Raw genomic sequence first — 25,060 nt, forward strand, 5'->3', positions numbered from 1 at the left:
CATAATAACTCGAACTCCCATGGTAGAAAAAATTCACCTTAAAAATAATGAAATTATTTTTTTAAAGGGAAGCTCAGGGACAGTTGGAGTGGCCAAGTTTGGAAAAACAGGACATATATTTATCGGAACTCCTGATAAAGAAGAAATTGTCATGTTTTTAGAGCCGGATGATATTATTGCTGTTTCTAGCCTAAAATCTGAGCCACAAAGCGAAGATGGAATAAGATCATTAATTTTTTTATTGAGGGAAATGGGAGCTCCTTTAGTGGTTTTGCCATCTGATCATCCCACTTCACAGAGATTATCCATGGTAGCCAGTTGTGGGGAAAAAGTTCGCCTGGATTGCCAGATCACACCCGGGACCCACCCTGAACAGGACATACTATGCGCATGTGATGATCTTTCAGGAGTAGAGATTAAAGGAGTTAATGGAGGATTAGAGGTTACTGGCCCCCTAAAAGAATTTAAAGTAGAAAAATTTTACAGTAGAAAATTTTCAAGGGGATACCACCATGACTGACTTATCCTGAAGACTAACTTAATATAAATATATGAACAATGAAGTGTTAGTTAATAACCAGTTTAATATAACATAATAAATAAATGGTATGGCACTTGACATCCCTATTTAATTTCCATATTTTCAAAGGATAATTGAGATAATCCATTCTTTGTTAAGGATAGATTCCTAAAATGGTTCCCAAATAAGGATACTTGTTTCAAATGATTTCTAAATAAAACTAATACACATATTAGCGAATTGAAATATTCATTTCAAAACTTTTAACAAGAGATAATATTTAGATGATTAACATGACTATTGCTGAATTTTACCAGATATTTGGCCAGGTTGTTTTCGCGGCTGGAATTCTTCTTCTGATTTTATTATCAGTCACCCTTATACTGGGCCGAATGCTAATTGAAAAAGACCGCCTGGTCTTCCCTAAACTATTATTATTCACCATCGACGTTTTCTACGGACTATTTAAAAAATTCTCAGAAAACCTGGGAGTAGATGCCAAGATCGTGGATCAAATTGGTGTTGAAGTCCGTAACAAGGTAAATGAAAAAATTTTCAGGAAAACAAAACCCAAAGACAAGATACTGGTCCTTCCACACTGCTTAAGACATAAAGATTGTGAAGCCACCCTCGAATCATCAGGATTAGTGTGTAAAAGTTGTAATCTCTGCGTAATTGGTGTCTTAAAGGATAAAGGGGAAGAAATGGGTTATGAAGTTTTCATAATACCAGGTTCCACTTTCCTCAAAAAGATAATCGAACAAAATCGTTTCAAAGCAGTTTTAGGGGTTGCCTGTTATCAGGATCTTAACCTGAGTATGATGAAACTCTCCAAATTTTCATGCCAGGGTGTGCCCCTATTAAAAGATGGTTGCGTAAACACCAAGGTTGACGCCCGCGTGGTTCTGGAAAAAATGGGAGTTGAACTGGGTAATTCCCCAAAAAAATCAGGAAGTTCCTGCAGTAATGAACCAGAACACCGTGGATCACTGTAATCCTCAAATTAACCCCTTTTTAGTGGATCCTATCAATCCTCAAACTTTCTCCTTTTTAAGTGGATGCTATAATTCTCAACTAAACTTTTTTTCTCCACTATACTTTTTTCAGGGATTGCTTAATCTTAAACTAAACTTTTTTTAAATTTTAAATCTGACTTTTAATATCCGATTTTTAATTAGATGCTTAAACCTCACAGATTATCTCTACAACAGTAGATTCTCTCATGTTCAGGGTGCAAAAACATTCCATAACCCATGGAAGATAATTGAAGCATAAGTTTTACCAGTTTTAAGGCGCAGATATCCAACTATTAATCCCAAAACAAGACCTATTCCCATTTTTGAGATCATGATCATGGCCAGATTACCCTTAGCCAGAGGGTGGAGCATTAGAACATCCACATATCCCAGGTGCCAAACCATGAATAGTATAGTCACGGTGATAAGTGTTAATCCGTTGGGATTAACCATTCCTCCAGATTCAGAGATCTTACCCCAGATATAACCCCTAAATAAGAGTTCTTCAAATACTGGAGTTATGATGCCAAATAGTAGGCCCATAACCAGGACATGGATCTCCCATTCAAATGTGTAGGGACTCACTGCCATGATTACCAGCAACGTTAACCCCAAACTATAAAATATCCTGGTTCTCAGGCGAATATCATCCCAATTAAGCCCCAAATTCTTTAAAGACGGTTTAAAGTATAGAAAAAGAATTATTCCCATGATTATATAAGCCGAACCATTTAATAACTGGAACAGAACTATGTTAGTTCCAGGTTGGACAACAGTCCAGAGGCCACAAAATATAACTGCTCTTAAAGCTTGTATAATGATCAATACTAGAATAATTCTTAGTACAAGTTTTAAAAAGTTGTTTCTGTCTGTTAAAGAATTAAAAAATTTCATTTAAATCTCCTTTCTCAATATTTTAATATGTTTAAAGTTCATTCTGCAGATTAGTCAGCCTGTAACAGCATTTAATCCGAATTTGATGATATCCAGTCATTTAAATGCCACATATGGTCAATCATAAGAATTCTTCAAATAATAACGATATTCTAAGGGTAAACCCCCAGGCCGGACCAGATTACCTGGTTATTTCATTCATAACTACTTTTTAAAGTTCATTGTTCGTTCATGGTTCAAAAATATTCCATAAACCATGGAAAATAATCGAAGCATATGTTTTGTCTGATTTAAAACGTAAAAAACCCACAATTAGACCTAAAACTAAAGATATTCCAATTTTCAAAATTATTAACATACCTGCATTGCCCATAATCATCGGATTTCGGATGAAAAAATCAATATAACCCAATTGCCATACTCCAAAAAGGAGTGTAACCGTTAAGAATGTTAAAATATCTGGGCTAATAATTCCATCTGATTCATGTAACTTACTCCAGATATAACCTCTAAATAACAATTCTTCAAATATAGGAGTTATTATACCGAATACAATGGAGAAAATAAGAACGCTGAGCTCCCATTCAGATATATACTGGCTTAAAATGAGTGTACTGAGTACTGAAAAACCAGTAATATAAACTATCCTTGTTCTCAGACGGATATTGTCATATTCCAATCCAAGATCATTTAAAGACGGTTTAAAGTATATAAGCAGGATTATGCCCACTATTATAAAACTTAAACCATTCCAAATAATCTTTAATGACACCGATGGTTGGGTAATGGCCGATGAAACTCCGAAAATGATGACTCTTAAAAGTTGTATACCCGCCAGGACCAATATTATCTTTAAAACCAGCTTCAGGAAGTTGTTTCTGGCTTCAGGAGTTTGGAAAATTTCCATGAAAATCCTCTCATCAATCTTCGTTATAAATAAAAATATCCTCAATTTGCACTTTAAAGAACTTAGCTATTTTAAAAGCTAAAATCAGGGAAGGATCATATTTCTCCTTTTCTATTGCAATTATGGTCTGTCGAGTTACGCCCAATCCCTTGGCAAGTTCTTCCTGGGTTAAATCCTGCGTAGCTCGATATACCTTGAGATTATTTTTCATATAAATCAGGACCCATATTTTTTATCGTAATACCCATAGAAGATGTAATATAACATTAAAAGGGCAACTGCTGCATAGGAAAGGGTAAATCCTGCCTGGGTAAAATCAGGGTACTCATTTCTCAGCATGATAAGGAACATTCCAATAAAAGCTATGGAAATGGAAAAAAGTACTATGGCCATCCTAGATGCCTTTTCACTGACTTTAGCTATTCTTTCATCTTCAAGGATTTCATCTGTATTTTTTTTGTAAATATATGATATCATAGTACCAATTACAATTGCCAGGATGGCGAGAAGGAGGTTTTCAGTGATAACAGATAAGCTCACTACAGTTGCAACGAATATGGCAACTATTATTCTTAGAATCTGATAATTTTTCATAATATCACCTTTTATTAGTTTTTACGCCTAAAATTTCCGATTGTAATATGCGCGAGATGTGAAGTACAGGATAAAACAGAATACTGCGGCTATAATCAGTGTATAACCTGCCTGTAATAATTGAGGGTAACTGTCTCTCAGGGCAATGAGAATGATACCAGCATAAATTATTACCGCTACAAAGATTCCGAAGGTCATTGTAGCTGCCTTCTCATTGATTAATTGAGTTCTCTCATCTTCCACAACAACACTGCTGTCTTTCTGGAAAATTTCCTGAAGATTATCTCTGTGGATGTAAAATACAGTGCATAATGCAATTAAAAGGATTATTGCCAGCAGAACAATGTAAATATTGCCCAGTATCAGACCGGCAACCCATAGGCCAGTTACAAACACTGAAAGTATTTTTAAAAATAACCCTGACTCGAATATGGACAGTATTTTTAATACTATCCCTGATTTTTGATTCAAATTATCACCTTCTTTCAAATTATCACATTCTACTATCTTCATCTATTTTTTATCCATCAATACTATCATCTTTTTTAAATAATCTCCATAGAGCCACGTTTGAAGCAAAAACTGTGGTAAGTAGCTGTAGAAACGGAGATATAAATATCATCAGAATCATCCATCCCATGAAGCTTAGTTTAGGGTCATAAAGGATCATTGGAATCCCCGTATTTACAAAATCTGCACCAGGATCAAGGAGTATTGTGCTTAGGGGCACCCAAATACACAGCATTAAGATAAATGTGAAAAGGACAGTATACAGTGAATATTTTAAAATTTCATTTAAGATTGTGCTTACATCTTTCTGATTGAACGCGGATTGTTTAGCTATGTACCAACCTACTGGAAATCCCAACAGTATGCAAAAAAAGGGAACACCCATCCCCACTCCAACAAAGAACATGTCAAAAATTATATAAATTACATAAAATTTCTTTTTGCTCATTTTAAGGAGTTTATTCATATTTTTCCCACCAATTCCCAATTTAATCGCATTATTAAAGATTTCCAAGATTTTATAGAAATTTTTTAATGATCACGATCCTTTAATTACCACAATCCATTTCTTAGATCACAATTCATCCCATGTAAAGTAAACTATACATTATGTTATATAAACTTTACTAAAAGTAATGGGTAATTTACACTTAGATCTTCCTAAATTTAGATTAATAATGAGCAAAAAAGAGATATAACCCCACATAAAATGACATTCCAATGGATGATACATTAAAATTTAGTATGGACTACAAAAGTGAATAATTGGAATTTACACTCATTTTATGACAAAAATAATCCGTTAAATTTTAAATTTGTTAAATTTTAAATCCTTAAATTTTAATCATGAAAATCAGTTGCAAATGCACTAAAATGAGCAACAAAAATAATAAAAACGTTTATGGTACAAATAGACAAATTTATCGTAGATAAACATAATAAAGTCCACAATTTGAATCTGGAAAAAAAGTTGTTTAAAAATAGATGTAGTTAGAACCAATAGATTTTTAGAACCCATTAGATTTTTAGAACCATTATTATCAGATTAAATTAACTTAATTAGTCGGACTTACTTAACTCATTCAATATCTCATTAGAAAGACGTAAAACTTTTTCTATTAATTTACGATATTTTTCTTCACTTTCTTTTAACTTCTTCTCCATTTGATGTTTGTATAAAGCCATTTCTATGGCACTTTGAATTTCACGGTCCTCAAATGGTTTCAGGACATAACCAAACGGTTCAGTTATCTTGGCCCTTTCCAAAGTTTTTTCATCAGAGTAAGCAGTTAAATAAATGAGGGGGATGTCAAAAAGTTCATGTATTTCCTGAGCTGCATCTATTCCATCCATCTCTCCTTTGAGCACAATATCCATCAGAATCATGTCTGGTTTCATTTCTCCTGCTTTTTGAATGGCTTCCTCACCTGTATCAAAAATTCCCAGAACATCGTACCCCATATTCTCCAGTCGATTTTTAACATCCGCGGCAACGATTATCTCATCTTCCACCAGCATAATACTTGTATTAGTCATAAAATCCCCCTCTATTGAAAGTTTAATTATAACATAATTTATCCAGTTAACTTTATATTCCATTATAGTTTAATTTTTACCTTAATGATTAGTTTTATTCTCCATTAACTTCCAGAGATCAATTTAAAGCGTTTATCTCATTAGTTCTTAGACTTATGGAAAATATTACATTCACCAAAATTCAAATACAGTGTTATATTTATCATTAATATAAATTATCAATTTCGATTACCGTACAGTGTTTGTAATTTATAATTTAAAAAGTTCCCATCATAATGCCTTAAAAATTATGAAAATGGGGTTTAAAATGATACAGTTAATCCAAATTATTTCAAATTAAATTGATTTCAAATTAAATTACTCATTTCAACAGAAGAAAATACTTTATTTAAAAAAAAATAAGGTGTTCAGAAGATGAATAAAGATGTTGATGACTTGCTTAAACTTATAAAAAAGCAGTTATACTCAGAAAAAGGTGATCTAGCGAAAGTTCGCCGGGATTTTGATGAATTTTATCTTTCTTTTAGTTCAAGAGGTCCAATGAAAATTACTTCCGAACCCGACTCACCAGTGCCCTCTTACTGGATAGTAACTCCCCACAGCAGTTACCAGAAGGTAATTTTATTCTTCCATGGAGGTGGTTTCAACCGGGGATCCACCTATGGACACCAGGATCTCTGTCAGAGGTTATCCAGATACACTGGTTTCTCAGTGTTCAGTGTTGACTACAGTTTAGCTCCTGAAAATCCATTCCCTGCCGCAATTGAGGATTGCATTCAGTCATATCTCTGGTTGCTTGATGAAGGTTTCAAATCCAGTGATCTGGTGATTGCAGGGATATCTGCCGGGGGAAATCTAACTTTATCCACTCTTCTTGCCCTGAAAAAGATAGGTGAAAAAATGCCTCTGGGCGGAATTTGCATGTCACCAGTTGTTGATTTTACATTTCCAGTAACATATACTCATTTAAAGGATGTTAACGATTGGATCAACTACGAACAACTTGATAAAATTCGAAACTCGTACTTAAATGGACAAAAACCCACTAATCCCCTGGTTTCACCAATATATGGTGACTTGAAGGGACTTCCACCACTTATGATGCAAGTAGGTAGTCATGAACTTCTCCTTTGTGATATCAATCGTTTCCGAGATTTAGCAGTTGAAAATGAAGTTAAAGTGAATTTAGAAGTCTGGCAGAATATGTTTCACTCCTGGCAATTGTTTTATTCCCATTTACCCGGAAATGACGGACCTTTAAGAAGCATTGGTGAGTTTGTAAAGGATTTAAAAGGCAAATAAGGATTTATAAACAAATAAGATTTAATAGGTAACTGGAGAGTTAAAAGGCAAATAATGGATTAATCAAGGGATTAAGTGCTAATAAATGAATGAATTAAAAATGTTTTTTAAATAAATCACTTATTATGATTACTTTTTAATAAATCACTTATTTTTACGATACACGCATATAATGACTGAGTATCCCCTTAATCTTAAATTTCACTACTTGATAGTTTTGTTTTTACCCCTCTTCAAATATTTTCACTATCTTATTATTTAATTATGTTTTACGTTTTTGAATCTAAGTTGATTGTTAGTACAATTATTTTGATAATTAAAAGTTTGATAAATAATAAAATCTAACTGTAATAATACTCACAAACAATACTAACTGAATACTGCAAAAAACTAACTGAACAAACTATCAGGGACTCAATTTGGTAGGTCCATATTGTTTTTTAGAAAGTTCTAGTTAGGAGGTACCATATTATGAGTAAAGTACTAATGTTATGTGCCAGCCCCCGGAAAGAAAGCAACACCATGCATGTCCTGGAAGAATGTGCTAAAACTATAGAAGAAAATGGTTTGGAAACCGAAATAATATCTCTACGCAAGAAAAAAATTCGTTCATGCATTGCCTGTGGAAAGTGCTCCCAATTACACCAGTGCGCTCTAAAGGATGGTCTCAATGAAATAATAGAAAAATTAAAGGACTCAGATGGCTTCATCATTGGATCCCCAGTGTACTTTGGAACTGCACGTGGAGAGTTAATGTCTGCACTGCAGAGGATTGGAATGGTGAGCATGTCTTCTGGTAATTTCCTATCCTGGAAAGTGGGAGGCCCCATAGCTGTGGCCCGTAGAGGAGGACACACCGCCACAATACAGGAGATGTTGATGTTCTTCTTCATTAATGACATGATAGTTCCAGGAAGTACATACTGGAACATGGTCTTCGCACATCAACCCGGAGAAGCAGAAAAAGACACAGAAGGAATGAAAACCGCCATCAAGTTTGCAGATAACGTTGCCAAATTGATATTAAAGATAAAATAAATGAATAATGAATATAAAAACCCTAAAACATCTGAAACCATAATAATAATCCAAAACCAGGATAATATTATAAAAACCCTTTAAAATAATAAAAACTCCTCAAGTAGGAAAGGATCCATTAAAATGGCCAAACAAGAACTTTATCGCAAATTTGCCCAATATTACGACCTCATCTACAAATGGATGGATTATGAGGGCGAAGCAGAATTTGTTGAAGAGATGGTGGAACTTCACAAGTTTTCTCCTGGAAATAATCTCCTGGATGTGGCCTGTGGTACTGGTAACCATGCCCAGTACCTTACACATTCATTCCAGGTGGTGGGTTTAGATATTAACCCAGAAATGATGGAGATAGCTCATGAAAAAGTCCCAGAAATGGAACTTGTCACGGGGAACATGCAAGATATGGACTTTGAAATGGATTTTGATGTTATTATCTGCCTTTTTTCAGCCATAAACTATAATACCAATTTAAATGATCTAAGTGAAACTCTTGAACGATTTTATAAGCATTTAAAAGTGGGTGGCGTTTTAATATTTGATTTAGGATTTTGTACTGAAAATTGGGATGAAGGCAGAGTTTTTGTGGATGCAGTAGCTGAAGAGGATATTCAACTGGCCAGAATATCACAAAGCCACCTGCGTGATGGAGTTTTCAATGCCAATTTCGTCTTTCTGGTGAAAGAAGATGGTATAATGGATTTTGAAGTGGACCAACATGACATAGGTGTGTTTTCAACCCCCGATGTCTGTACTATCCTTGATGCTCTTGGATTCGACTTTAATATCTATGGGGATTATGAAAACATATCATGGGATGAAAATTCTGGAAAAAGACCAGTTTTTGTCTGTGTTAAATCATGACCATGGGTTAATGAGTTTTCATCTTGAACGCCATGAATTTAGCAGATGTAATATGTTATAAGCTCTAAATATTAGGAGAATAGTGTAATTAATATGGGAATAGTGTATTGAACCACCATATAAGCAATACAATATATCTATGCTTCTAAATGAATAATATTTGAAAGGAATACTCGAAAATCAGCCTATAAGTTAAATCAATTTCCATAGGGGGATCATTATGAAGATTGCAATTGCAAGTTCAGACAGAGTAAACACTGATCACTTCGGAAGGGCCAGGGGATTTGCCATATATCAGTGGAATGGTGATGAAGCAAAATTCATGGAGTATATTAAAACCAACATCAATCCTGAAGAAAAACACCAATGGCAGGAAGGTTTGAGACTTTTAGAGGACTGTGAAGTTATAATTGCAGTTCAAGCAGGCATGAAGGCTAAATATGGAATCACAAAGGCTGATTTAAAATTAGTTGAGGATGAAGGGACTGTTGAAGAAGTTTTAAACCGTTTCATCAAACATGAAAAGTTCATGAGTAGCTTATGAAGTTTCGATTCAGAAGTTATCTCATGTCTAACATATTTTAAGATATGATGTGGAATTAGAATAAATAATAGAATTAATGCGAAAGTATAGAACAGGTGAAGGTTAATATAAAAGGTGGATGAAAGGTATGTTAGAACCTCAATATTTCTCATGGTAAGCTTATGAGGAATGATTTTTTATCTACTTTCAACCTTTGGCAATATTTATAAACCATGAATGAGATTTATAATAAATGATTCTAAACTTTTAGACTGATTGTGATTTTTCGAATTTATCTAGAACTGTGAGTTCTATAAAAATAGAAATCTTACGAGATAACACGCGAATATAATACGTAATAATAAGTGATTAATATGGCTAAAGCAAGACGCAGAAGAGTACGAGATACATGGAAAGATAAACAATGGTACACTATTACTACTCCTAAAGAATTCGGAGATGCTGAGATAGGCACCACCCCTGCAAGGGAACCAGAAATGCTCCTCAAAAGAAGGGTTGAATCTACCATGAGGGAGCTCACCGGTGATTTCAGTAAACAGTACGTGAAATTAAAATTCCAGATCAGTGAAGTTGCCGGAGACACCGCCACCACTAAATTCATCGGTCATCAGGTTACCAGTGATTACGTAAGAAGTATGATCCGGAGAGGAACCAGCCGTATCGATGCTATAGTTAAGGCTGAAAGTAAAGACGGGCAGAAAATGAAGATCCACGTCCTGGCAATCACCATCAAACGAGCCAAATCATCCCAACAGCGTTACATCCGGGAAACCGTGGAAAAACTGGTAGTGGATGCAGCATCACAGAAAAACTTCGTGGAACTGGTGGAAGACATTATAGGTGGAAAACTGGCCTCCTACGTTTACCATGAAACCAAGAAGATCTACCCTCTCAAAAGGGTGGAAGTAATTAAAACCAAAGTAATTGATGAAAAAAAATCCTAAATCTGGGAGATAGATGATTATCTGGGAATATGTGATCCTCCTGGTGATCATGGGGCTGATTACCTACAAGAGAAAGGCCCTGGATCTCCTTGGATCCATCTTCATGATCGTAATGGGTGTGATCATCATCTTCGCTGCCGGTGTAAACTGGCTTTTATTAATATTTTTATTTCTCATTCTGGGAGTTGGATTCACCCGATATAAACACGATTACAAAAAAGAGATCGGAGTTTATGAGGGAACTCGAACCATTAAAAACGTAGTCTCCAATGGAATTGTGGCCTTTGTAATGGCTGCCTTTGGTAACTACGCAGGATTCATTGGTTCCATTGCCACCGCCACTGCTGACACCATGGCCAGTGAGGTAGGAGTGGCTACCACCCCCCGTCTTATAACTAACTTTAAAAAAGTTCCTCCAGGTACTGATGGTGGAATTTCTGTTCTGGGAACATTTGCAGGAATTATTGGGGCAGGATTAATTGGTTTAGCTGCCTACATCTTAGGAATTTACCCGGATCTGGTGAGAACCATGGCAATAGCTCTGGTGGCAGGGACTTTTGGATGTTTCATAGACAGTCTACTGGGAGCAGTGCTGGAAATTAAGGGTTACTTATCCAATGAACATGTTAATCTTTTAGCTACCCTAGCCGGAGCTTTACTGGGCAATATCATGGTATGGCTGATATGGTGATAAAAATGAAGGGAATTATAATGATAATAGATGGGATGGCAGACCGCCCCCTGGGAGAATTAGGAGGTAAAACCCCCTTAGAAGCAGCTCAAACCCCCAACATGGACCGCATGGCAAAGTTAGGGGTTAATGGAATTATGGACTCCATAAAACCGGGAATAAGACCTGGGAGTGACACAGCCCACCTATCCATTCTGGGTTATGATCCCTACGAGGTTTACACCGGACGAGGACCCTTCGAAGCAGCAGGAGTGGGAGTGGAAGTGAGGCCGGGTGACATAGCCTTCCGCTGTAACTTCTCCACTGCAGATGAGAATGGTATCATCACTGACCGAAGAGCTGGAAGGATCAGGGAAGGCACAGCCCAGCTGGCAGAGACCCTTAACACCATGATATTAGAAGAAGATATTGAAGTCATATTCAAAGAATCCACCGGTCACCGGGCAGTTTTAGTTTTAAGAGGAGAAGGTTTATCAGACCAGATCTCTGATGCAGACCCCAAACACGATGGCAAAAAGGTTAAAAATGTAATCGGTTTGGATGACTCTCCAGAGGCTGAAAAAACCGCCATTATTCTTAACAAGGTAATCCAGAAATCTTATGAACTGTTGAAGGATCATCCCATTAATCTTAAACGCAAACAAAATGGAGAACCCCCTGCAAACATCGTTTTACCTCGAGGTGCGGGTGCTGTACCAAATGCTGACCCATTTAATGAGAAATATGGCATTAAATCTGCATGTATAGCCGAAACAGGGCTTATTCAGGGCATTGCACAGATAGCAGGTATGGACATCATAGAAGTGGAAGGGGCAACTGGTGGCGTGGATACCAATCTGGAAAATATCACCAGCAGCATCTTACAGAATGCTTCACTGGACTACGATTTTCTACTCATTAACATAGATGGTGCGGATGAAGCAGGTCATGATGGTAACCTAGAGGAGAAGGTTGAATTTATTGAAAAAGTTGATGCAGTTATTGGGAAGGTAATGGAACTGGAAGACGTTTACTTCATCCTAACTGCAGACCACTCCACACCTATCGCTGTAATGGATCACACTGGAGATCCAGTTCCTCTGGTAATTAGGGGCCCGGATGTTAGGGTGGACCAGGTAAACCAGTTCCATGAGCGTGCTGCTGCTAATGGTGGTCTTTGTAGGATAAGGGGTAGCGATATCATGAACATTCTTATGGATCTTATGAATCGATCCACCAAATTCGGAGCTTAGATCATGGGCCTAGATATTCCCAAACTCTTTGGCACCTCTGGAATACGGGGAAGAGTAGAAGAAGAAATAACTCCTGAACTGGCCCTGAACGTTGGAAAAGCCATCTCCACATATATTGGTAAAGGAAATAAAGTAGTGGTGGGATATGACACTCGAACTTCTAACCTGATGCTGGAAAGAGCAGTCAGTGCAGGTATCCTTCAGGGCGGTTGTCATGTTTTGAGTGTGGGAATGGTACCCACACCAGTGGTGGGTTACGCCACCATGAAATTAAATGCAGATGCAGGAGTGATGATCACCGCATCCCATAACCCCTCACCGTATAATGGGATTAAACTGTGGAACCCTGATGGAATGGCATACCTGCAGGAACAGGAAAGGACCATAGAAAAAATAATCCATGAAAATAACTTTTATAAAGCATCCTGGGAAGATATTGGGCAAATCACCGATATAAGTCCAGTTGTGAACAATTATATTGAAGATCTCTTGGGTTTAATGGATATTGAACCTGGTTTGAAGGTAGTTGTTGACTGTGCCAATGGTGCGGCAGCTTACCTGTCCCCACTCATTCTTAGAAAGGCTGGTTGCAATGTTGTTAGTTTAAATGCTCAGCCAGACGGTTTTTTCCCAGGGAGAAAACCAGAACCCTCAGAGGCCAATCTAACCGAACTGATGAAAGTGGTGAAGGTCACTGGAGCAGACTTAGGAATAGCCCATGATGGTGATGCCGACCGAATGATAGCAGTGGATGATAAGGGACGAATGGCAGATTTTGATAAATTATTAGCCCTGGTATCAGCAGAAATAGGGGGCTGTGTGGTTACCACCGTGGATGCTTCTGCCTGTATTGACCGTGCCCTGGAAGAAGTGGGAGGCACCGTAGAACGAACCAAAGTGGGTGACGTGCATGTGGCCGAGATGATCCACATGTTGGGTGCAAACTTTGGTGGTGAACCTTCCGGCACATGGCTACATCCCCAGTTCTGCATGTGTCCCGATGGAATATTATCCGCTCTACGGGTAATTGAATTAGTTCAAAATAAAGGACCCCTATCTCAGCTTTTAGACGATATTCCCAGTTATCCTACCATAAGAGATAAAATTGACTGCCAGGAAGATCAAAAGAACCCTATTATGCGCAAAGCAGAGACTGATCTTTCCCTGATTTATGAAGATGTGGCAGATATTAACCTTAAAGATGGAGTTAGAATATCATTTGATGATGGTAGCTGGGTTCTGGTAAGGCCTTCTGGAACAGAATCATTCGTCAGGATAACTTTAGAGGGAAAAACTGAAGATAAAGCCAGAATGATACATGAAAAAGCAGCAGAGTTCATCCATGATTTACTGTAAACTCTAATCTCTGAAAACTTAAAATAGACTCTCAATCCACCTGATATCCCAAATAAGTTTTTGGCCTACCTGAAAACTTAAAATAAACTCTTAAGCCATGGATTCTAAAATAAGCTCTTATGCCATGGAAAATCCAAAACAAGCTCTTAGTTTATTTAAAACCTAAAATAAACTCCTAATTTCTATAAAATCCTAAAATTTAAAAAAATAAATATATTAACGATTCATAATCCTATTTTAACAATAAAAAAATAATGTATAAAGAGGAATTAAAATGAGGGCAGTTATACTTACCGCAGGTGAAGGGACCAGGATGCGACCCTTAACACTCACCCGGCCAAAAACAATGCTTCCTGTAGGGGGAAAACCTCTCCTGGAGTATAATGTAGAAGCATTACGGGATGCAGGGATAAAAGATATTACCATGATAGTGGGTTACCAGATGGAAGCTGTGATGGAACATTTTAAGGATGGAAAAACCCTGGGAGTTAACATCACCTACATAACCCAGGAAGAACGTCTGGGAACTGCCCACGCCATAGGACAGGTAGCGAGTATTGCAAAAGAAGATAAAGATGCCATCATCGTTACCAATGGAGACATAATCCTGCAAAATAAGTTGATTAAAAGCTTGATGGATAAATATCACAATTCACATGCACAATCCATTCTGGTTCTCACCGAAGTTGATGATCCTTCTTCCTTTGGAGTGGTAGAACTGGAAGGGGATCACATCAAGGATATCGTTGAAAAACCAAAACCTGGTGAGGCCCCCAGTAACCTTATAAACGCTGGAATTTACCTCTTTGACCCCAGTATTTTTCAGGCCATAGAAAAAACAGGAAAATCTGAACGAGGTGAATACGAAATAACCGATTCCCTTAAAATTCAGATCAAAGAGGGTAAAATGGTTTTAGGTCTGGTGTCCCAGGACAAATGGATCGATGTAGGACGTCCCTGGGAATTCCTGGAATTAAACGAACACTACTTAGAAGTATCCGAAACCCAGATTGATGGTGAAATTGAACCAGGTGTTACTATTCACGGTCCAGTAATAGTCAAAGAAGGAAGTATCATTCGTTCCGGAACTTACATCATGGGACCGGTTTACATTGGAGAAAACTGTGATATTGGCCCCAATACATTCCTGCGTAAACACACCTCAATTGGTAATGATGTTAACGTTGGAAACGCAGTTGAAATTAAAAATTCAATAATTATGGATGGAACAAATGTAAACCACCTCTCATATGTTGGAGACTCCATAATTGGGGCAAATTGTAACCTCGCCGCAGGAACCAACATTGCCAACCTACGTTTCGACGATGGTGGGGTGAAAGTAACAGTTAAAGGAGTAAGGGTCAACAGTGGCAGGCGTAAGATGGGAGTTATATTCGCTGATGGAGTTAAAACTGGTATTAATTCCAGTTTCAATCCCGGAGTGACCATTGGTTTAAATTCTTCAGTAGGATCTGGTGCCATAATCTATCGAGACATAGAGGACAATAAAATCGTTATACATCACCAAAAACAGGAAATGAAGGATAAAAAATAGTTAAAAATTATCAATAACCCCTTTTTTAGTTTGTTTGTATATTTTATTATTTTAATTACTTCAATTTTCCATTCATTTTAATTTTCCATTCAGAAAATATGTTTCTTATTCCAAGAAATGATTCCTATTCCGAGAAAATGATTCCATTTCAGAAGAGTATGAATTCTAAAATGAATGAATTTTAGTATATTTTCAGTGAATTTTAATTAGGATTTGGATATTACGGTCTTGGTGAAATGTTTTTATGAATGGAAATCATAATTAGGACTATGATTCATCCCAGTGTCCAGATTTTCCAGGGTGTTCACACCATTGGAAATGTTATTATAGGTAAGAATTCCTCCCTATGGTATAATGCAGTGATAAGGGGAGATATAGAAAGTATAACCATTGGCAGTTTTTCCAATGTGCAGGATAACTCTGTACTACACTCTTCAAAAGATTTCCCCCTGAAAATAGGAGATTATGTTTCAGTAGGCCATGCAGCTGTACTCCACGGTTGTAAGGTTGATGATAACTGTATTATTGGCATGAACTCCACTTTACTAAATGGTAGTCATATCCAAAAAAATAGTATAGTGGCTGCAGGATCTGTGGTTCCTGGAGGAAAGGTTTTCCCAGAAGGCCATCTGATAATGGGCGCCCCTGCCAGAGCAGTGCGCGAATTAGGTGAAGAGGAAATAAAAGATATAAAAAATACTGCTTTACGCTATTTAAAGCTTGCAGACCAAAATAAATAAACAATGACGGATTGATTTAATGGTTAAAATAAAAAATACAGTTAATGAACTTGATCCATACGTTCCAGGCAGGTCAAATGCAGATTTGGCCCGTGCTTACGGTCTTGATCCTGCTAAAATAATTAGAATGGGATCCAATGAAAATCCAATGGGACCTTCCCCAATGGCAATTAAAGCTCTGGAAGAAAATCTTCACACAATTAACACCTACCCTGAATCAAATATTGATGATCTAAAGGACAAAATCGCCTCTTATGCCGGTACGAGTCCTGAGCAAATAATTGTAGGAGGAGATGGAGCTGATGAGATCCTGGATGTACTGGCTAAAACCCTCATTGAACCAGGTGATGAGTACATTGTCCATCCACCATCCTACATGTACTACGAGTTCACCTTCAACATACACGGGGCAGTTCCAGTTTACGCACGCTGGGATATCGAGAACAACCAGCTGGACCTTAACTCGGTACTGGAAGCAATTTCCCCCCGTACAAAGGTTATTTTCCTCTGTACACCCAACAATCCCTCCGGAGGGTTGATTGATAAACAGGATATTCGAACCATTCTAGAAAGCACTGATGCCCTGGTAGTGGTTGATGAGGCTTACTGGGAGTTTTCCGGTGTTAACAACCTGGAACTCCTGGCAGAATATGACAATCTATTCATCCTCCGAACTTTCTCCAAGGTAATGGGGCTAGCTGGTATGAGGATCGGCTATGGGATATGTCACCAAGATTTCATCCAGTACATGCACCGTGTTAAACCCGTTTTCAGTCTTATTAAACTTTCTTACCTGGCAGCAGTCACCACTTTAGATGATCCAGATTACATTGAAAAATCCACCCAGTTATCCATCCAGAGCAGAGATTATCTGTACAGGGAAATGTCCAAATTCCCAGAGTTGAAGGTTTATCAGTCCTGGGCAAATTATATCCTGGTGGATGTCCGTGGTACCGGAATGAATTCCAAAGAGATCTCTGAAAAACTCATGAAAAATGGTATAATAGTCAGGGACTGCAGTTCTTTCCGTGGTTTAGATGAATTCTGGATACGAGTTAGTGTAGCGACCATGGAAGAAGATGAACAGTTTATTAATGTTCTGAAGAGCATCTTACAGTGAACATTTACTCAAGCAGATCTACAAACACAAGAATATCAAAGAACTCAAGCATATCTCAAATTCAATAACATCTGCAAGAATATTAAGGCTATCAAAAACGTTAGAATTACCATAACGTTAAAATTGATTTAAATTTAATAAACAAACTAACTGGAGGGTGTGAAATACCGATCCTGCTATTTGGAAGTCGTCATTTAGACCTTATAACTGGGGAAAAAACCACCACCATCCGAAAGATATGGAAAAATCCATTATCCCAAGGAGATCGCCTGCACTGTTACTGGAATCTGGTCTCAAAAGAGCGAAAAAAACTCTTTGAAGCAGAAGTAACTGATGTAGAAGTGGTTAAGTTTGCTGATCTTATCAATAATGATGAACTGGCCCGTGAAGAAGGTTTTAATGATGCTTCAGAGTTAGAATATGAATTCAGGAAGATGTACCCAGAACACACCAGTGATGAGTCACTTTTCCAGGTCATAAGGTTCTTTAAACTTCCCATGGAGGAATGGGAAGGGGCTAAAATAGATGAAAAGTCCATGATCACCAAAAGGGCAGACATACTCTTTGATGTGGGGAAATTCGACAAATCAGTGGTATGTTACAACGCCGCTTTAAAAATCGATCCAGACGATGTTTACATCCTGAACCGTAAAGGAGATAACCTTTCACGCCTGGGACAATTCCAGGAAGCCTTGAAATGTTATGATCAGGCCCTGAAACTGGAGCCAGATAATGAATATCTGCTGAATAACAAAGCAATAGCGCTTTTAAACTCCAACAGACCAGAAGAAGCACTTAAAACCAGTGACAAGGCCCTGAAGATCAATGACAAAAACTTGTTGGTACTGTACTGGAGAGGTTTCATTCTGGAAATGCTGGGACGTTTCCAGGAAGCATTAACCTGCTATGATGAAATCTTAAAACTGAATCCACAGGATTCAGAAGCATGGAATGCCAAAGGAAACCTTTTATCCCAAATAGATCAGGCAGAAAAAGCTCTTGAATGTTATGATCGTTCCCTGGAGTTATGTCTGGAAGATGAATCTGATTCTTCCACATGGAATCGTAAAGGCAATGCACTCATGGAACTAAACCGGTTTGATGAGGCTGTGGAGTGTTATGATAAATCACTTTCATTAGAACCCGACAATGAGATATTTTTGAGTAACAAGGGAGTGGCATTCATGGAATTGAACCAGTTCGAGAATGCAGTGCTGTGTTTTAGAAAGGCCCTGATCTTGAATCCGGAAAATGAAGATGCACAGATTTTGATGGATGAATGTCTGGAAAATCTTTAATCATCCTATAATTAACAAATGCAACTCACTAACCGGAGTTAAAAGAAATAGATGAAATAGATTAAAAAAATAAAAAGAATAAATTAATTGATTCTTTTTTTAATTGATTTACTGTTTTTAATCACTGCCACTGAGCATACCACCAATGGCTCCTCCAACACCCATAAAGACTATGTTGGCAATTAAAGAAACTATTACTATGGTGAAACCAGTTACTACTCCGGCTGCAAGACCGGCTGCACCACCAAAGATAGTACCACCCACAATCAGCAAAATTGCCAGTACTATGGACCCGAATGCACCAGCTACTGTAGCATTCCACAGGCCTCCAATTATTCCTTCATGCACCCAGTATCCAACTATGAATCCTGCAATGAACAGTCCCAGGTTTACACCCCAGTACTGATTCACGTAAATCCCGAATAGATTACCCAGGATGACTGCTAAAATAAATCCCACAATTACAGGTCCCCATTTCACCATTTCTATCGCCCCACATGTTCATTTTTTTTAAATGTTTTTCCAAACTTTTTAGTATTTTCAAGATTCTTTTTACTAAAAAAATCTCTTTACTGAATTTTATATTTTATCACAGTAATTATTATCGATATTTTTTGCAAAATATTTTTTCATTATTTTTCTTTATAAAAAAATTCATATAAATCAGTTATAAAAAAATATATCAATCTAATTTCAATCACAATTATCCTTAAAAACCCTAATCAACCTTAAAAACCCTAATCAACCTTAAAAACCCTAATCAACCTTAAAAACCCTAATCAACCTTAAAAACCCTAATCAACCTTAAAAACCCTAATTAATCTACCATATTAAATCCCAATATCTTCATTCCATAATTTAAGGTTGCTTTCGATAAATGTTCCCAATATCTTTTTACAGGAATCCAAATTAAGGTTTAACAATTTCACACCGTTATCCTTCAAATATTGTTCCTGGCCCTTGAAGTTTTCATTTTCTCCCATAACCACCATAGGGATTTTGTATAGTATTATTGCCCCTGAACACATGGCACAGGGTGAGAGAGTAGTGTAAATTATACAATTTTGGTAATCTAATGATTTCATCCTGCCAGCGTTTTCCAGACAATCCATTTCAGCATGAAAAATGCTGGAGCCAAGTTGAATCCTTTTATTATGTCCCCTTCCTATTATTTCACCATTTTTAACCAGAACAGCCCCAATAGGAATTCCCCCATTATTTAAACTTTTTTCAGCCTCTTTCATAGCTTCGGTCATGAATTTTTGGTGTTTAATCCCCATATTTTACCTCTTTCATTATCATTATTAATTTCAGTATTCCATAAGTTGCAGTAAGACCATTAGGCCTGGAGTTATTTTAGTCTGGGTTATTTTAGTAATCCCCATCTTATTATTCCTAAACCTTATTCCTGAATTTTATTCCTGAATTTTATTCCTGAGTTTATTCCCTAAACTTATATTTTCTAAGTTAGTATTCATGTTAGGATATTATCAAAAAGCATAAAATAATCTGTAGGATGAAAAATTTAGTATTAAACTTAAGCAGTGGGACGTGTTAAACTTAAAGGACATGGTGTAAATTAACATACAGTACAGTTAAAAATTAGGGATATTATTTACTTGAAAATTTTTTAGTTCAAACATTTTTCCTGGAAATAAAGACAATCCTCCCTCCAGCTACAGTCTCCGCATATTTTTTGAACTTTTTTGGGAGATAAACTTCTCGCTAAATTTTTAAGCTGCACAGAGGAGATCACAGATCCTGATTCCAGATTCAAACTTTTAAGAACCAATGAGTCCATAGAACTAATAAGTTTAAGGGAGTCCATTTCGAGGTTACACACCCCATCTGAAAGATTAGGACAATATTCACAGATAGAATCAGCTTCAATGATAATTTTAATAAAAAAAGAAGGGTTTTTTTGGATTTTTTCTGTTATCAGGGTCATGTTTCTGGTGAATTCCTCACTGTAACCAAGTCCCTGAAAACCCTGCATACAGAGAATATGATGGGCTCTGATCCTTAAGGGTTCAGAACCGTCATCATCCTGGTTTTTTACCATGTGAAAAAATCCATAGAGATTTTCTTAATTATATAAAAATCTTTTCTGGTTTAATATTCTTCTTTGGGAGTTATTGCCTTGGTAAGGGCTGCTACACCACCTATCTTCACCATGTCTCCAATAATAAATGGCAAAAGACCCATGGTTATCAGGGTTAAGAAGGTGGGGAATGTTCCGTTAACCATATACATCCATAATCCAAGTCCCAGGAGACCTGGGATGTAGATAAAGGCAAAATTTACCAGGAATGTCAGTCCTAACATTGGGCGGAAATTTCGAGACTGAACATATTTATCAGTAACGTAGCCCATTACAAATGCCGTTAGAATGAAACCCAGGAAATATCCTCCGGTAGCACCTAAAAGTATTGCATAACCACCAGTGAGTCCTGCAAACCAGGGTACTCCCAGTAATCCAACTGCCAGATACATTACCTGGCTAATTCCACCCCACCTACGGCCAAGAACTACCCCTGCCATCAAAACAGCAAATGTTTGCGCTGTTACAGGTACCGGAGTCCAGGGAAGTGGTATTATTATTTGAGCCATTAGTCCAGTGATACAGGCCATGAAAAATGCCAGGATCACCTTGTTTACCACAGAAGTATTAGAACGCCAGGCGAAAAGTGAATATCTCTTCTGAAAATAATTATCAATGCTGATTTCCATTTTTATCACTCTTATAGTACAAATTTTGAATCTGTATACTGTAATTAAACATTCATAGAGCAGATATTGCTTATTTGCTTAATCTGCATACTTTAATATTTTAAAAATCTTCAGAAAGTTAGGTAAAGCTCCATTTAAGCTCCTTTATTTATTAGATTCAATGTTAAATATAAAGTTATCCTAATGAGTAATTATCTAACTACAATTTTTCACACCCATATCCTGCCAGGAATGTAAAAAGATGGTACTTTTAAAAAGATCATGGCATCTGTATTCAGTTATCATCATTAATATCACAAATATATTCACCCTTTTTATATTTAAGAATCCATTAATTTAAGCCACATCTCAAGTATCATCATAAATTTGGTAACAGAAAGAACATCAAAAATTGCCCATTAAGTCAAATACAGAGAATGCAGATCATTATATGCACATCTAATCACATAATCCCCTTAAATTTATAAAAAAATTCTTCGGTTTGCATATACTTAAAATATGAAATAAAAAAGATTATGGTGGATATGAAATGGATTAGATGATTGGATTATGTGAACTAGGCAATAAACTGAGGTTTTAGATAATAAATGGATGTATTATATGAAGGTTATTTCCATTAATTCCTCGGGATACGGCTCAAAAAAAGTTTGATCCTTTAGATATTTATTATTAAAGCGAATAATCCATGATTTGAGTAAATTCTGGATTAATAATAGGGGTAGCCGTCCCTGGCGATATTTTTCAAGGGATTCCAGGAAAAATGCCTTCTCTTGAGGAGAGAGATCCTTGGAAAAATAGCCAAACGCATGCATCAAAACATTGACATTGGATGAGGGTAGGGGATCGTTAAGAAGCATATTTTTCATATGATTTTCATATTTTTCAACTAAATCAGTTAAAATTGTCTTCTTTCTATCGGACACAACTCTTCCCAGTTTTTTAGATTGTATCTGGTTGTATGATGAAAATAAAAGCTTATTTTTTCGGTGAAACTCAATTAAATCACCAAAATTGCCATATAAAACATTTTCCCTGAAATCAGCCAGGGTATAAATTCTGGTGAGGAAATTTTCACGCAGATGATAGTTACGCAACCGACCCTCATCTTCCACTGGAGTGGAAGGGAAACATCTGAAAACCGCTGCCGCAAATAATCCAATACCATCAGGCCATGGTCTTGATATTTCACCTTTAGGATATACTTTAACTGCTTTTACACCACATGAAGGGGATTTGTTTTTTAAAATAAAACCATCAACCCCCTCAACTGACTTTAAAAATGAATCTGCAAATTCTAACATTTTGTCAGTGAAATTGTAGCCAGTAGACGGTTGGATCAGTTCTATTCTCTCTGGATCTTTTTCCAGGTGAATGGGATCCCTGGGTATTCCCAGTCCAATTCCCACCTCAGGACATACTGGAGTAAAATCAACGAATTTTTTAAGTTTTTCTACCAGGCTACTTCTTATAATAAGACCATTATAACGGCAGGGTTCAAATTCTATGCATTTACTTGAAACCAGATGTGGCCGTGGAAACTCCCTTGAAAACAAAAAACCACCCCCTAAGTTAATTAATTTTTATCTTTGCCCATTAATTTTTATCTTTGCCCATGGTTGTGAATTTATACGTTCACTATTTATCCTGGGAATAATCAGTAAATCCAATAATTTATTTTTTATAAATCAATCTTTATGTTTTTTTAGAATTTTACCATTAACTGTTATAGAATGGGTTTCCCTGTTTGGTTTCCAGTTGAAATTCATTTAAAAATCCTTAAGATTCCTTAAGATTCCTTAAGATTCCTTAAGATTCCTTAAGATTCCTTAAGATTCCTTGAAATTCCCCATTTTAGTTCAATCCTTAAGATATTTACACACCCATTAATCATTATTTCTTAGTTCATAACTTCACGGGTGAGTTCAGCTGCCTTCTGCCGGGATTGAATAAGAATCTTTTTACCTTTGGAAGTTATCTTATAATATCTCCTGATTTTTCCTCTTACATTTTCTTTTCTACTTTTTAGATAACCTTCATTCTCCAGTGAATGCAATATGGGGTACATAGTCCCCGGACTAATATCATAGCCGTGTTTTTCCAATTCATCCATCATTTGCACACCATAAATTTCCTCTTGGCTTGCATGATGGAGTATGTGTATCCTGATAAACCCCAAAAAGAATTTCCGATTTAAAGTCATTTTATACCTCTTTTGATTATTTGATTTTTCCATTAGTACAACTACCCATTACTATCGATAATCGATATCTAAATTAAATATCTAATTACAATATCTGCTTCCTATATTTGATATCAATATCTAATTACAATATCGTATCTAGATCTTGTGATTAAATATTTTTCCAAAAATTTTTTAAAAAAAATGAAGAGAATAATTTGAAAAAATAGAAATAAACATGATTTAAAAACACAATGACTTATTCGTTTTATTCCACTCAAAATGATATCTAATTAATTACAATAGTATTAAAATAGTATTCAAAGTTAATAAATAACATTGGAAGAATAAGACCATGCCACCATTTTACCAGACTAAGGGATGTAAATAATGGGATTTTAACAAAGTTATGATAAAACATTAAAGAAATAATAAAAAATAAAGAATGTAAATAGTTACAGGACCCCATATAAACAATTAATGGAGTTTAGCACGGTCATAAACGTTTTTAAGAGTTTCCATATCCACACTGGTATAAATTTGGGTTGTAGATAAGTTAGAGTGGCCTAAAAGCTGTTGAATAGCTCGAATATCCACACCATTTTTGAGCAGGTGAGTGGCAAATGAGTGTCGCAATATATGCGGAGTTACCTTCTTTTTAATGCCTGCCACCCGTGCATAATCCTTGATCATCATCTGCACATATCTAGGTGTTAAGTGGTTACCAGAGCGATTCACGAAAAGATACTCACTGTCACTGGTTCTTTTCTCCAGGAAATCCTCAATCATCACTTTGGTGGTATCGTCAAACAGGACAATTCGGTCTTTTTCTCCTTTTCCCCTGATCCTGAGGGTTCGCTCTTCCAGGTCCACATGGTTAATTTGAAGTGTGACCAGTTCCGATACCCTTAATCCCGAAGAATATAATAAAGCCAGTATTAACTTGTTTCTCAGCTTTAATGATTCAGATGTGGTTGAAGAGGAGTCCACTGGATCTTGAGTATCTAAAGCGTTGATAAGACTTTTAACCTCCTCTTCATTAAGAGATTTAGGAAGAGATTTGGTTCTTTTTGGAGTTTTAACTTCTTCCAGGAGGTGTATTCCACCAAACTCAAAGAATTTTTTGACCACTACAGTGACCAGGTAAATGTAATTCTGGGAGACGTTTTTTTCACGCTTCAGGTAACGTATGTAACGTTTGAAGCCCCTTAAAACCTGTCTTTCATCATATAATTCTTTTTCATCCATTAAGAACTTGTGGAAATTGTTTATTATTGATCTATATGTTTTAATTGTGTTACGGGAGTAGTTACGTATTTCCAGTTCGAATAGATAGTCTTCTATCATTTCAGGAATGTCAAAGGCTTCCAAAAAGTTTTTTTCCTGAGGGTAATCAGAAGCATTTCCCACGAATCTTTTGATTTCAGTGGGATCCCCCTGGGATGATTTCCAGTTTCCGTTGGAATAATGGTTCATAGTATCAATAATGA

General features: G+C 36.5%; 28 protein-coding genes. 14 read left to right on the forward strand and 14 right to left on the reverse strand.

The features are described 5' to 3' along the window. Positions 1-19: 19 nt before the first annotated feature. Positions 20-520 (forward strand): hypothetical protein, encoded by a 501-nt coding sequence (locus A994_RS10030; protein ID WP_004031445.1) that lies wholly within the window; start codon positions 20-22, stop codon positions 518-520. 293 nt (positions 521-813) lie between these two features. After that, complete coding sequence (locus A994_RS10035; protein ID WP_004031446.1) at positions 814-1,515, forward strand: DUF116 domain-containing protein; 702 nt, start codon at positions 814-816, stop codon at positions 1,513-1,515. 231 nt (positions 1,516-1,746) lie between these two features. On the opposite strand, the gene A994_RS10040 is transcribed toward A994_RS10035, so the two are convergent. The 7 genes from A994_RS10040 to A994_RS10070 form a co-directional block, all read right to left on the reverse strand. Next, entirely contained in the window at positions 1,747-2,430 is a 684-nt protein-coding gene (locus tag A994_RS10040) for a CPBP family intramembrane glutamic endopeptidase (protein ID WP_004031447.1), read from the reverse strand. A gap of 229 nt (positions 2,431-2,659) precedes the next feature. Then, positions 2,660-3,337: a CPBP family intramembrane glutamic endopeptidase gene (locus A994_RS10045; RefSeq protein WP_004031449.1), complete on the reverse strand. Its 678-nt coding sequence runs from the start codon at positions 3,335-3,337 to the stop codon at positions 2,660-2,662. 13 nt (positions 3,338-3,350) lie between these two features. Beyond that, the gene (locus A994_RS10050) at positions 3,351-3,548 is read right to left on the reverse strand and encodes a helix-turn-helix transcriptional regulator (protein WP_004031451.1); all 198 of its coding nucleotides are present in this window, start codon (positions 3,546-3,548) and stop codon (positions 3,351-3,353) included. 5 nt (positions 3,549-3,553) lie between these two features. Beyond that, complete coding sequence (locus tag A994_RS10055) at positions 3,554-3,931, reverse strand: DUF2178 domain-containing protein (protein WP_004031453.1); 378 nt, start codon at positions 3,929-3,931, stop codon at positions 3,554-3,556. Positions 3,932-3,958: 27 nt separating this feature from the next. Beyond that, positions 3,959-4,444 carry a DUF2178 domain-containing protein gene (locus A994_RS10060; protein WP_004031455.1) on the reverse strand — a complete coding sequence of 162 codons (486 nt, stop codon included), beginning with the start codon at positions 4,442-4,444 and terminating at the stop codon, positions 3,959-3,961. 7 nt (positions 4,445-4,451) lie between these two features. Further along, positions 4,452-4,907 (reverse strand): hypothetical protein, encoded by a 456-nt coding sequence (locus tag A994_RS10065; RefSeq protein ID WP_004031457.1) that lies wholly within the window; start codon positions 4,905-4,907, stop codon positions 4,452-4,454. A 593-nt stretch (positions 4,908-5,500) separates the two neighbouring features. Further along, complete coding sequence (locus A994_RS10070) at positions 5,501-5,977, reverse strand: response regulator (protein WP_048204212.1); 477 nt, start codon at positions 5,975-5,977, stop codon at positions 5,501-5,503. 414 nt (positions 5,978-6,391) lie between these two features. Here A994_RS10070 and A994_RS10075 point away from each other — a divergent pair, with 414 nt between their 5' ends. From A994_RS10075 to A994_RS10130, 12 genes are all read left to right on the forward strand, one after another. Then, the gene (locus A994_RS10075) at positions 6,392-7,279 is read left to right on the forward strand and encodes an alpha/beta hydrolase (protein ID WP_004031459.1); all 888 of its coding nucleotides are present in this window, start codon (positions 6,392-6,394) and stop codon (positions 7,277-7,279) included. Between the two features lie 471 nt (positions 7,280-7,750). Beyond that, positions 7,751-8,317: a flavodoxin family protein gene (locus A994_RS10080; RefSeq protein WP_004031461.1), complete on the forward strand. Its 567-nt coding sequence runs from the start codon at positions 7,751-7,753 to the stop codon at positions 8,315-8,317. Positions 8,318-8,440: 123 nt separating this feature from the next. Beyond that, positions 8,441-9,181 carry a class I SAM-dependent DNA methyltransferase gene (locus A994_RS10085; RefSeq protein ID WP_004031463.1) on the forward strand — a complete coding sequence of 247 codons (741 nt, stop codon included), beginning with the start codon at positions 8,441-8,443 and terminating at the stop codon, positions 9,179-9,181. A 220-nt stretch (positions 9,182-9,401) separates the two neighbouring features. Further along, positions 9,402-9,725, forward strand: a complete 324-nt coding sequence (locus A994_RS10090; protein ID WP_004031465.1) for a NifB/NifX family molybdenum-iron cluster-binding protein — start codon at positions 9,402-9,404, stop codon at positions 9,723-9,725. Between the two features lie 353 nt (positions 9,726-10,078). Continuing rightward, entirely contained in the window at positions 10,079-10,669 is a 591-nt protein-coding gene (locus A994_RS10095) for a 30S ribosomal protein S3ae (protein WP_004031466.1), read from the forward strand. A 13-nt stretch (positions 10,670-10,682) separates the two neighbouring features. Beyond that, positions 10,683-11,360 (forward strand): TIGR00297 family protein, encoded by a 678-nt coding sequence (locus tag A994_RS10100; protein ID WP_004031467.1) that lies wholly within the window; start codon positions 10,683-10,685, stop codon positions 11,358-11,360. Between the two features lie 5 nt (positions 11,361-11,365). After that, the gene (locus A994_RS10105; protein WP_004031468.1) at positions 11,366-12,592 is read left to right on the forward strand and encodes a 2,3-bisphosphoglycerate-independent phosphoglycerate mutase; all 1,227 of its coding nucleotides are present in this window, start codon (positions 11,366-11,368) and stop codon (positions 12,590-12,592) included. 3 nt (positions 12,593-12,595) lie between these two features. Continuing rightward, positions 12,596-13,948, forward strand: coding sequence for a phosphoglucosamine mutase (gene glmM, locus A994_RS10110; RefSeq protein ID WP_004031470.1), 1,353 nt, complete (start codon positions 12,596-12,598; stop codon positions 13,946-13,948). 274 nt (positions 13,949-14,222) lie between these two features. Then, positions 14,223-15,503, forward strand: coding sequence for a bifunctional sugar-1-phosphate nucleotidylyltransferase/acetyltransferase (glmU, locus tag A994_RS10115; protein ID WP_004031471.1), 1,281 nt, complete (start codon positions 14,223-14,225; stop codon positions 15,501-15,503). Between the two features lie 248 nt (positions 15,504-15,751). After that, on the forward strand, positions 15,752-16,243 hold the full coding sequence (locus tag A994_RS10120) for a gamma carbonic anhydrase family protein (RefSeq protein ID WP_004031472.1): 492 nt from the start codon (positions 15,752-15,754) through the stop codon (positions 16,241-16,243). A 19-nt stretch (positions 16,244-16,262) separates the two neighbouring features. Beyond that, complete coding sequence (hisC, locus tag A994_RS10125) at positions 16,263-17,363, forward strand: histidinol-phosphate transaminase (RefSeq protein ID WP_004031473.1); 1,101 nt, start codon at positions 16,263-16,265, stop codon at positions 17,361-17,363. Between the two features lie 164 nt (positions 17,364-17,527). After that, positions 17,528-18,661 (forward strand): tetratricopeptide repeat protein, encoded by a 1,134-nt coding sequence (locus tag A994_RS10130; RefSeq protein ID WP_081580339.1) that lies wholly within the window; start codon positions 17,528-17,530, stop codon positions 18,659-18,661. A gap of 117 nt (positions 18,662-18,778) precedes the next feature. On the opposite strand, the gene A994_RS10135 is transcribed toward A994_RS10130, so the two are convergent. The 7 genes from A994_RS10135 to xerA form a co-directional block, all read right to left on the reverse strand. Continuing rightward, positions 18,779-19,144 (reverse strand): DUF5518 domain-containing protein, encoded by a 366-nt coding sequence (locus tag A994_RS10135; RefSeq protein ID WP_004031475.1) that lies wholly within the window; start codon positions 19,142-19,144, stop codon positions 18,779-18,781. A gap of 347 nt (positions 19,145-19,491) precedes the next feature. Further along, complete coding sequence (locus A994_RS10140; RefSeq protein ID WP_004031477.1) at positions 19,492-19,941, reverse strand: nucleoside deaminase; 450 nt, start codon at positions 19,939-19,941, stop codon at positions 19,492-19,494. A 350-nt stretch (positions 19,942-20,291) separates the two neighbouring features. Next, the gene (locus tag A994_RS10145) at positions 20,292-20,723 is read right to left on the reverse strand and encodes a DUF1284 domain-containing protein (protein WP_004031478.1); all 432 of its coding nucleotides are present in this window, start codon (positions 20,721-20,723) and stop codon (positions 20,292-20,294) included. Between the two features lie 50 nt (positions 20,724-20,773). Further along, positions 20,774-21,391: a biotin transporter BioY gene (locus A994_RS10150; RefSeq protein ID WP_004031479.1), complete on the reverse strand. Its 618-nt coding sequence runs from the start codon at positions 21,389-21,391 to the stop codon at positions 20,774-20,776. A gap of 596 nt (positions 21,392-21,987) precedes the next feature. Further along, a complete protein-coding gene (locus A994_RS10155) occupies positions 21,988-22,944 on the reverse strand; it encodes a YbgA family protein (RefSeq protein WP_004031481.1) in 957 nt (318 codons plus the stop codon). Between the two features lie 344 nt (positions 22,945-23,288). Next, positions 23,289-23,591, reverse strand: coding sequence for a PadR family transcriptional regulator (locus A994_RS10160; RefSeq protein WP_100222297.1), 303 nt, complete (start codon positions 23,589-23,591; stop codon positions 23,289-23,291). A gap of 456 nt (positions 23,592-24,047) precedes the next feature. Then, positions 24,048-25,046, reverse strand: a complete 999-nt coding sequence (gene xerA / locus A994_RS10165) for a site-specific tyrosine recombinase/integron integrase (RefSeq protein ID WP_004031483.1) — start codon at positions 25,044-25,046, stop codon at positions 24,048-24,050. Positions 25,047-25,060 lie beyond the last annotated feature (14 nt).

The sequence above is a fragment of the Methanobacterium formicicum DSM 3637 genome (genome assembly GCF_000302455.1).
Lineage (GTDB): Archaea > Methanobacteriota > Methanobacteria > Methanobacteriales > Methanobacteriaceae > Methanobacterium > Methanobacterium formicicum_A.

Excerpts from the sequence above, each read along its gene's own strand:
- A994_RS10030 (WP_004031445.1), top strand. The coding sequence starts at position 20 with ATGGTAGAAAAAATTCACCTTAAAAATAATGAAATTATTTTTTTAAAG.
- A994_RS10035 (WP_004031446.1), top strand. The coding sequence starts at position 814 with ATGACTATTGCTGAATTTTACCAGATATTTGGCCAGGTTGTTTTCGCG.
- A994_RS10040 (WP_004031447.1), bottom strand. The coding sequence starts at position 2,430 with ATGAAATTTTTTAATTCTTTAACAGACAGAAACAACTTTTTAAAACTT.
- A994_RS10045 (WP_004031449.1), bottom strand. The coding sequence starts at position 3,337 with ATGGAAATTTTCCAAACTCCTGAAGCCAGAAACAACTTCCTGAAGCTG.
- A994_RS10050 (WP_004031451.1), bottom strand. The coding sequence starts at position 3,548 with ATGAAAAATAATCTCAAGGTATATCGAGCTACGCAGGATTTAACCCAG.
- A994_RS10055 (WP_004031453.1), bottom strand. The coding sequence starts at position 3,931 with ATGAAAAATTATCAGATTCTAAGAATAATAGTTGCCATATTCGTTGCA.
- A994_RS10060 (WP_004031455.1), bottom strand. The coding sequence starts at position 4,444 with ATGAAGATAGTAGAATGTGATAATTTGAAAGAAGGTGATAATTTGAAT.
- A994_RS10065 (WP_004031457.1), bottom strand. The coding sequence starts at position 4,907 with ATGAATAAACTCCTTAAAATGAGCAAAAAGAAATTTTATGTAATTTAT.
- A994_RS10070 (WP_048204212.1), bottom strand. The coding sequence starts at position 5,977 with ATGACTAATACAAGTATTATGCTGGTGGAAGATGAGATAATCGTTGCC.
- A994_RS10075 (WP_004031459.1), top strand. The coding sequence starts at position 6,392 with ATGAATAAAGATGTTGATGACTTGCTTAAACTTATAAAAAAGCAGTTA.
- A994_RS10080 (WP_004031461.1), top strand. The coding sequence starts at position 7,751 with ATGAGTAAAGTACTAATGTTATGTGCCAGCCCCCGGAAAGAAAGCAAC.
- A994_RS10085 (WP_004031463.1), top strand. The coding sequence starts at position 8,441 with ATGGCCAAACAAGAACTTTATCGCAAATTTGCCCAATATTACGACCTC.
- A994_RS10090 (WP_004031465.1), top strand. The coding sequence starts at position 9,402 with ATGAAGATTGCAATTGCAAGTTCAGACAGAGTAAACACTGATCACTTC.
- A994_RS10095 (WP_004031466.1), top strand. The coding sequence starts at position 10,079 with ATGGCTAAAGCAAGACGCAGAAGAGTACGAGATACATGGAAAGATAAA.
- A994_RS10100 (WP_004031467.1), top strand. The coding sequence starts at position 10,683 with ATGATTATCTGGGAATATGTGATCCTCCTGGTGATCATGGGGCTGATT.
- A994_RS10105 (WP_004031468.1), top strand. The coding sequence starts at position 11,366 with ATGAAGGGAATTATAATGATAATAGATGGGATGGCAGACCGCCCCCTG.
- glmM (WP_004031470.1), top strand. The coding sequence starts at position 12,596 with ATGGGCCTAGATATTCCCAAACTCTTTGGCACCTCTGGAATACGGGGA.
- glmU (WP_004031471.1), top strand. The coding sequence starts at position 14,223 with ATGAGGGCAGTTATACTTACCGCAGGTGAAGGGACCAGGATGCGACCC.
- A994_RS10120 (WP_004031472.1), top strand. The coding sequence starts at position 15,752 with ATGGAAATCATAATTAGGACTATGATTCATCCCAGTGTCCAGATTTTC.
- hisC (WP_004031473.1), top strand. The coding sequence starts at position 16,263 with ATGGTTAAAATAAAAAATACAGTTAATGAACTTGATCCATACGTTCCA.
- A994_RS10135 (WP_004031475.1), bottom strand. The coding sequence starts at position 19,144 with ATGGTGAAATGGGGACCTGTAATTGTGGGATTTATTTTAGCAGTCATC.
- A994_RS10140 (WP_004031477.1), bottom strand. The coding sequence starts at position 19,941 with ATGGGGATTAAACACCAAAAATTCATGACCGAAGCTATGAAAGAGGCT.
- A994_RS10145 (WP_004031478.1), bottom strand. The coding sequence starts at position 20,723 with ATGGTAAAAAACCAGGATGATGACGGTTCTGAACCCTTAAGGATCAGA.
- A994_RS10150 (WP_004031479.1), bottom strand. The coding sequence starts at position 21,391 with ATGGAAATCAGCATTGATAATTATTTTCAGAAGAGATATTCACTTTTC.
- A994_RS10160 (WP_100222297.1), bottom strand. The coding sequence starts at position 23,591 with ATGACTTTAAATCGGAAATTCTTTTTGGGGTTTATCAGGATACACATA.
- xerA (WP_004031483.1), bottom strand. The coding sequence starts at position 25,046 with ATGAACCATTATTCCAACGGAAACTGGAAATCATCCCAGGGGGATCCC.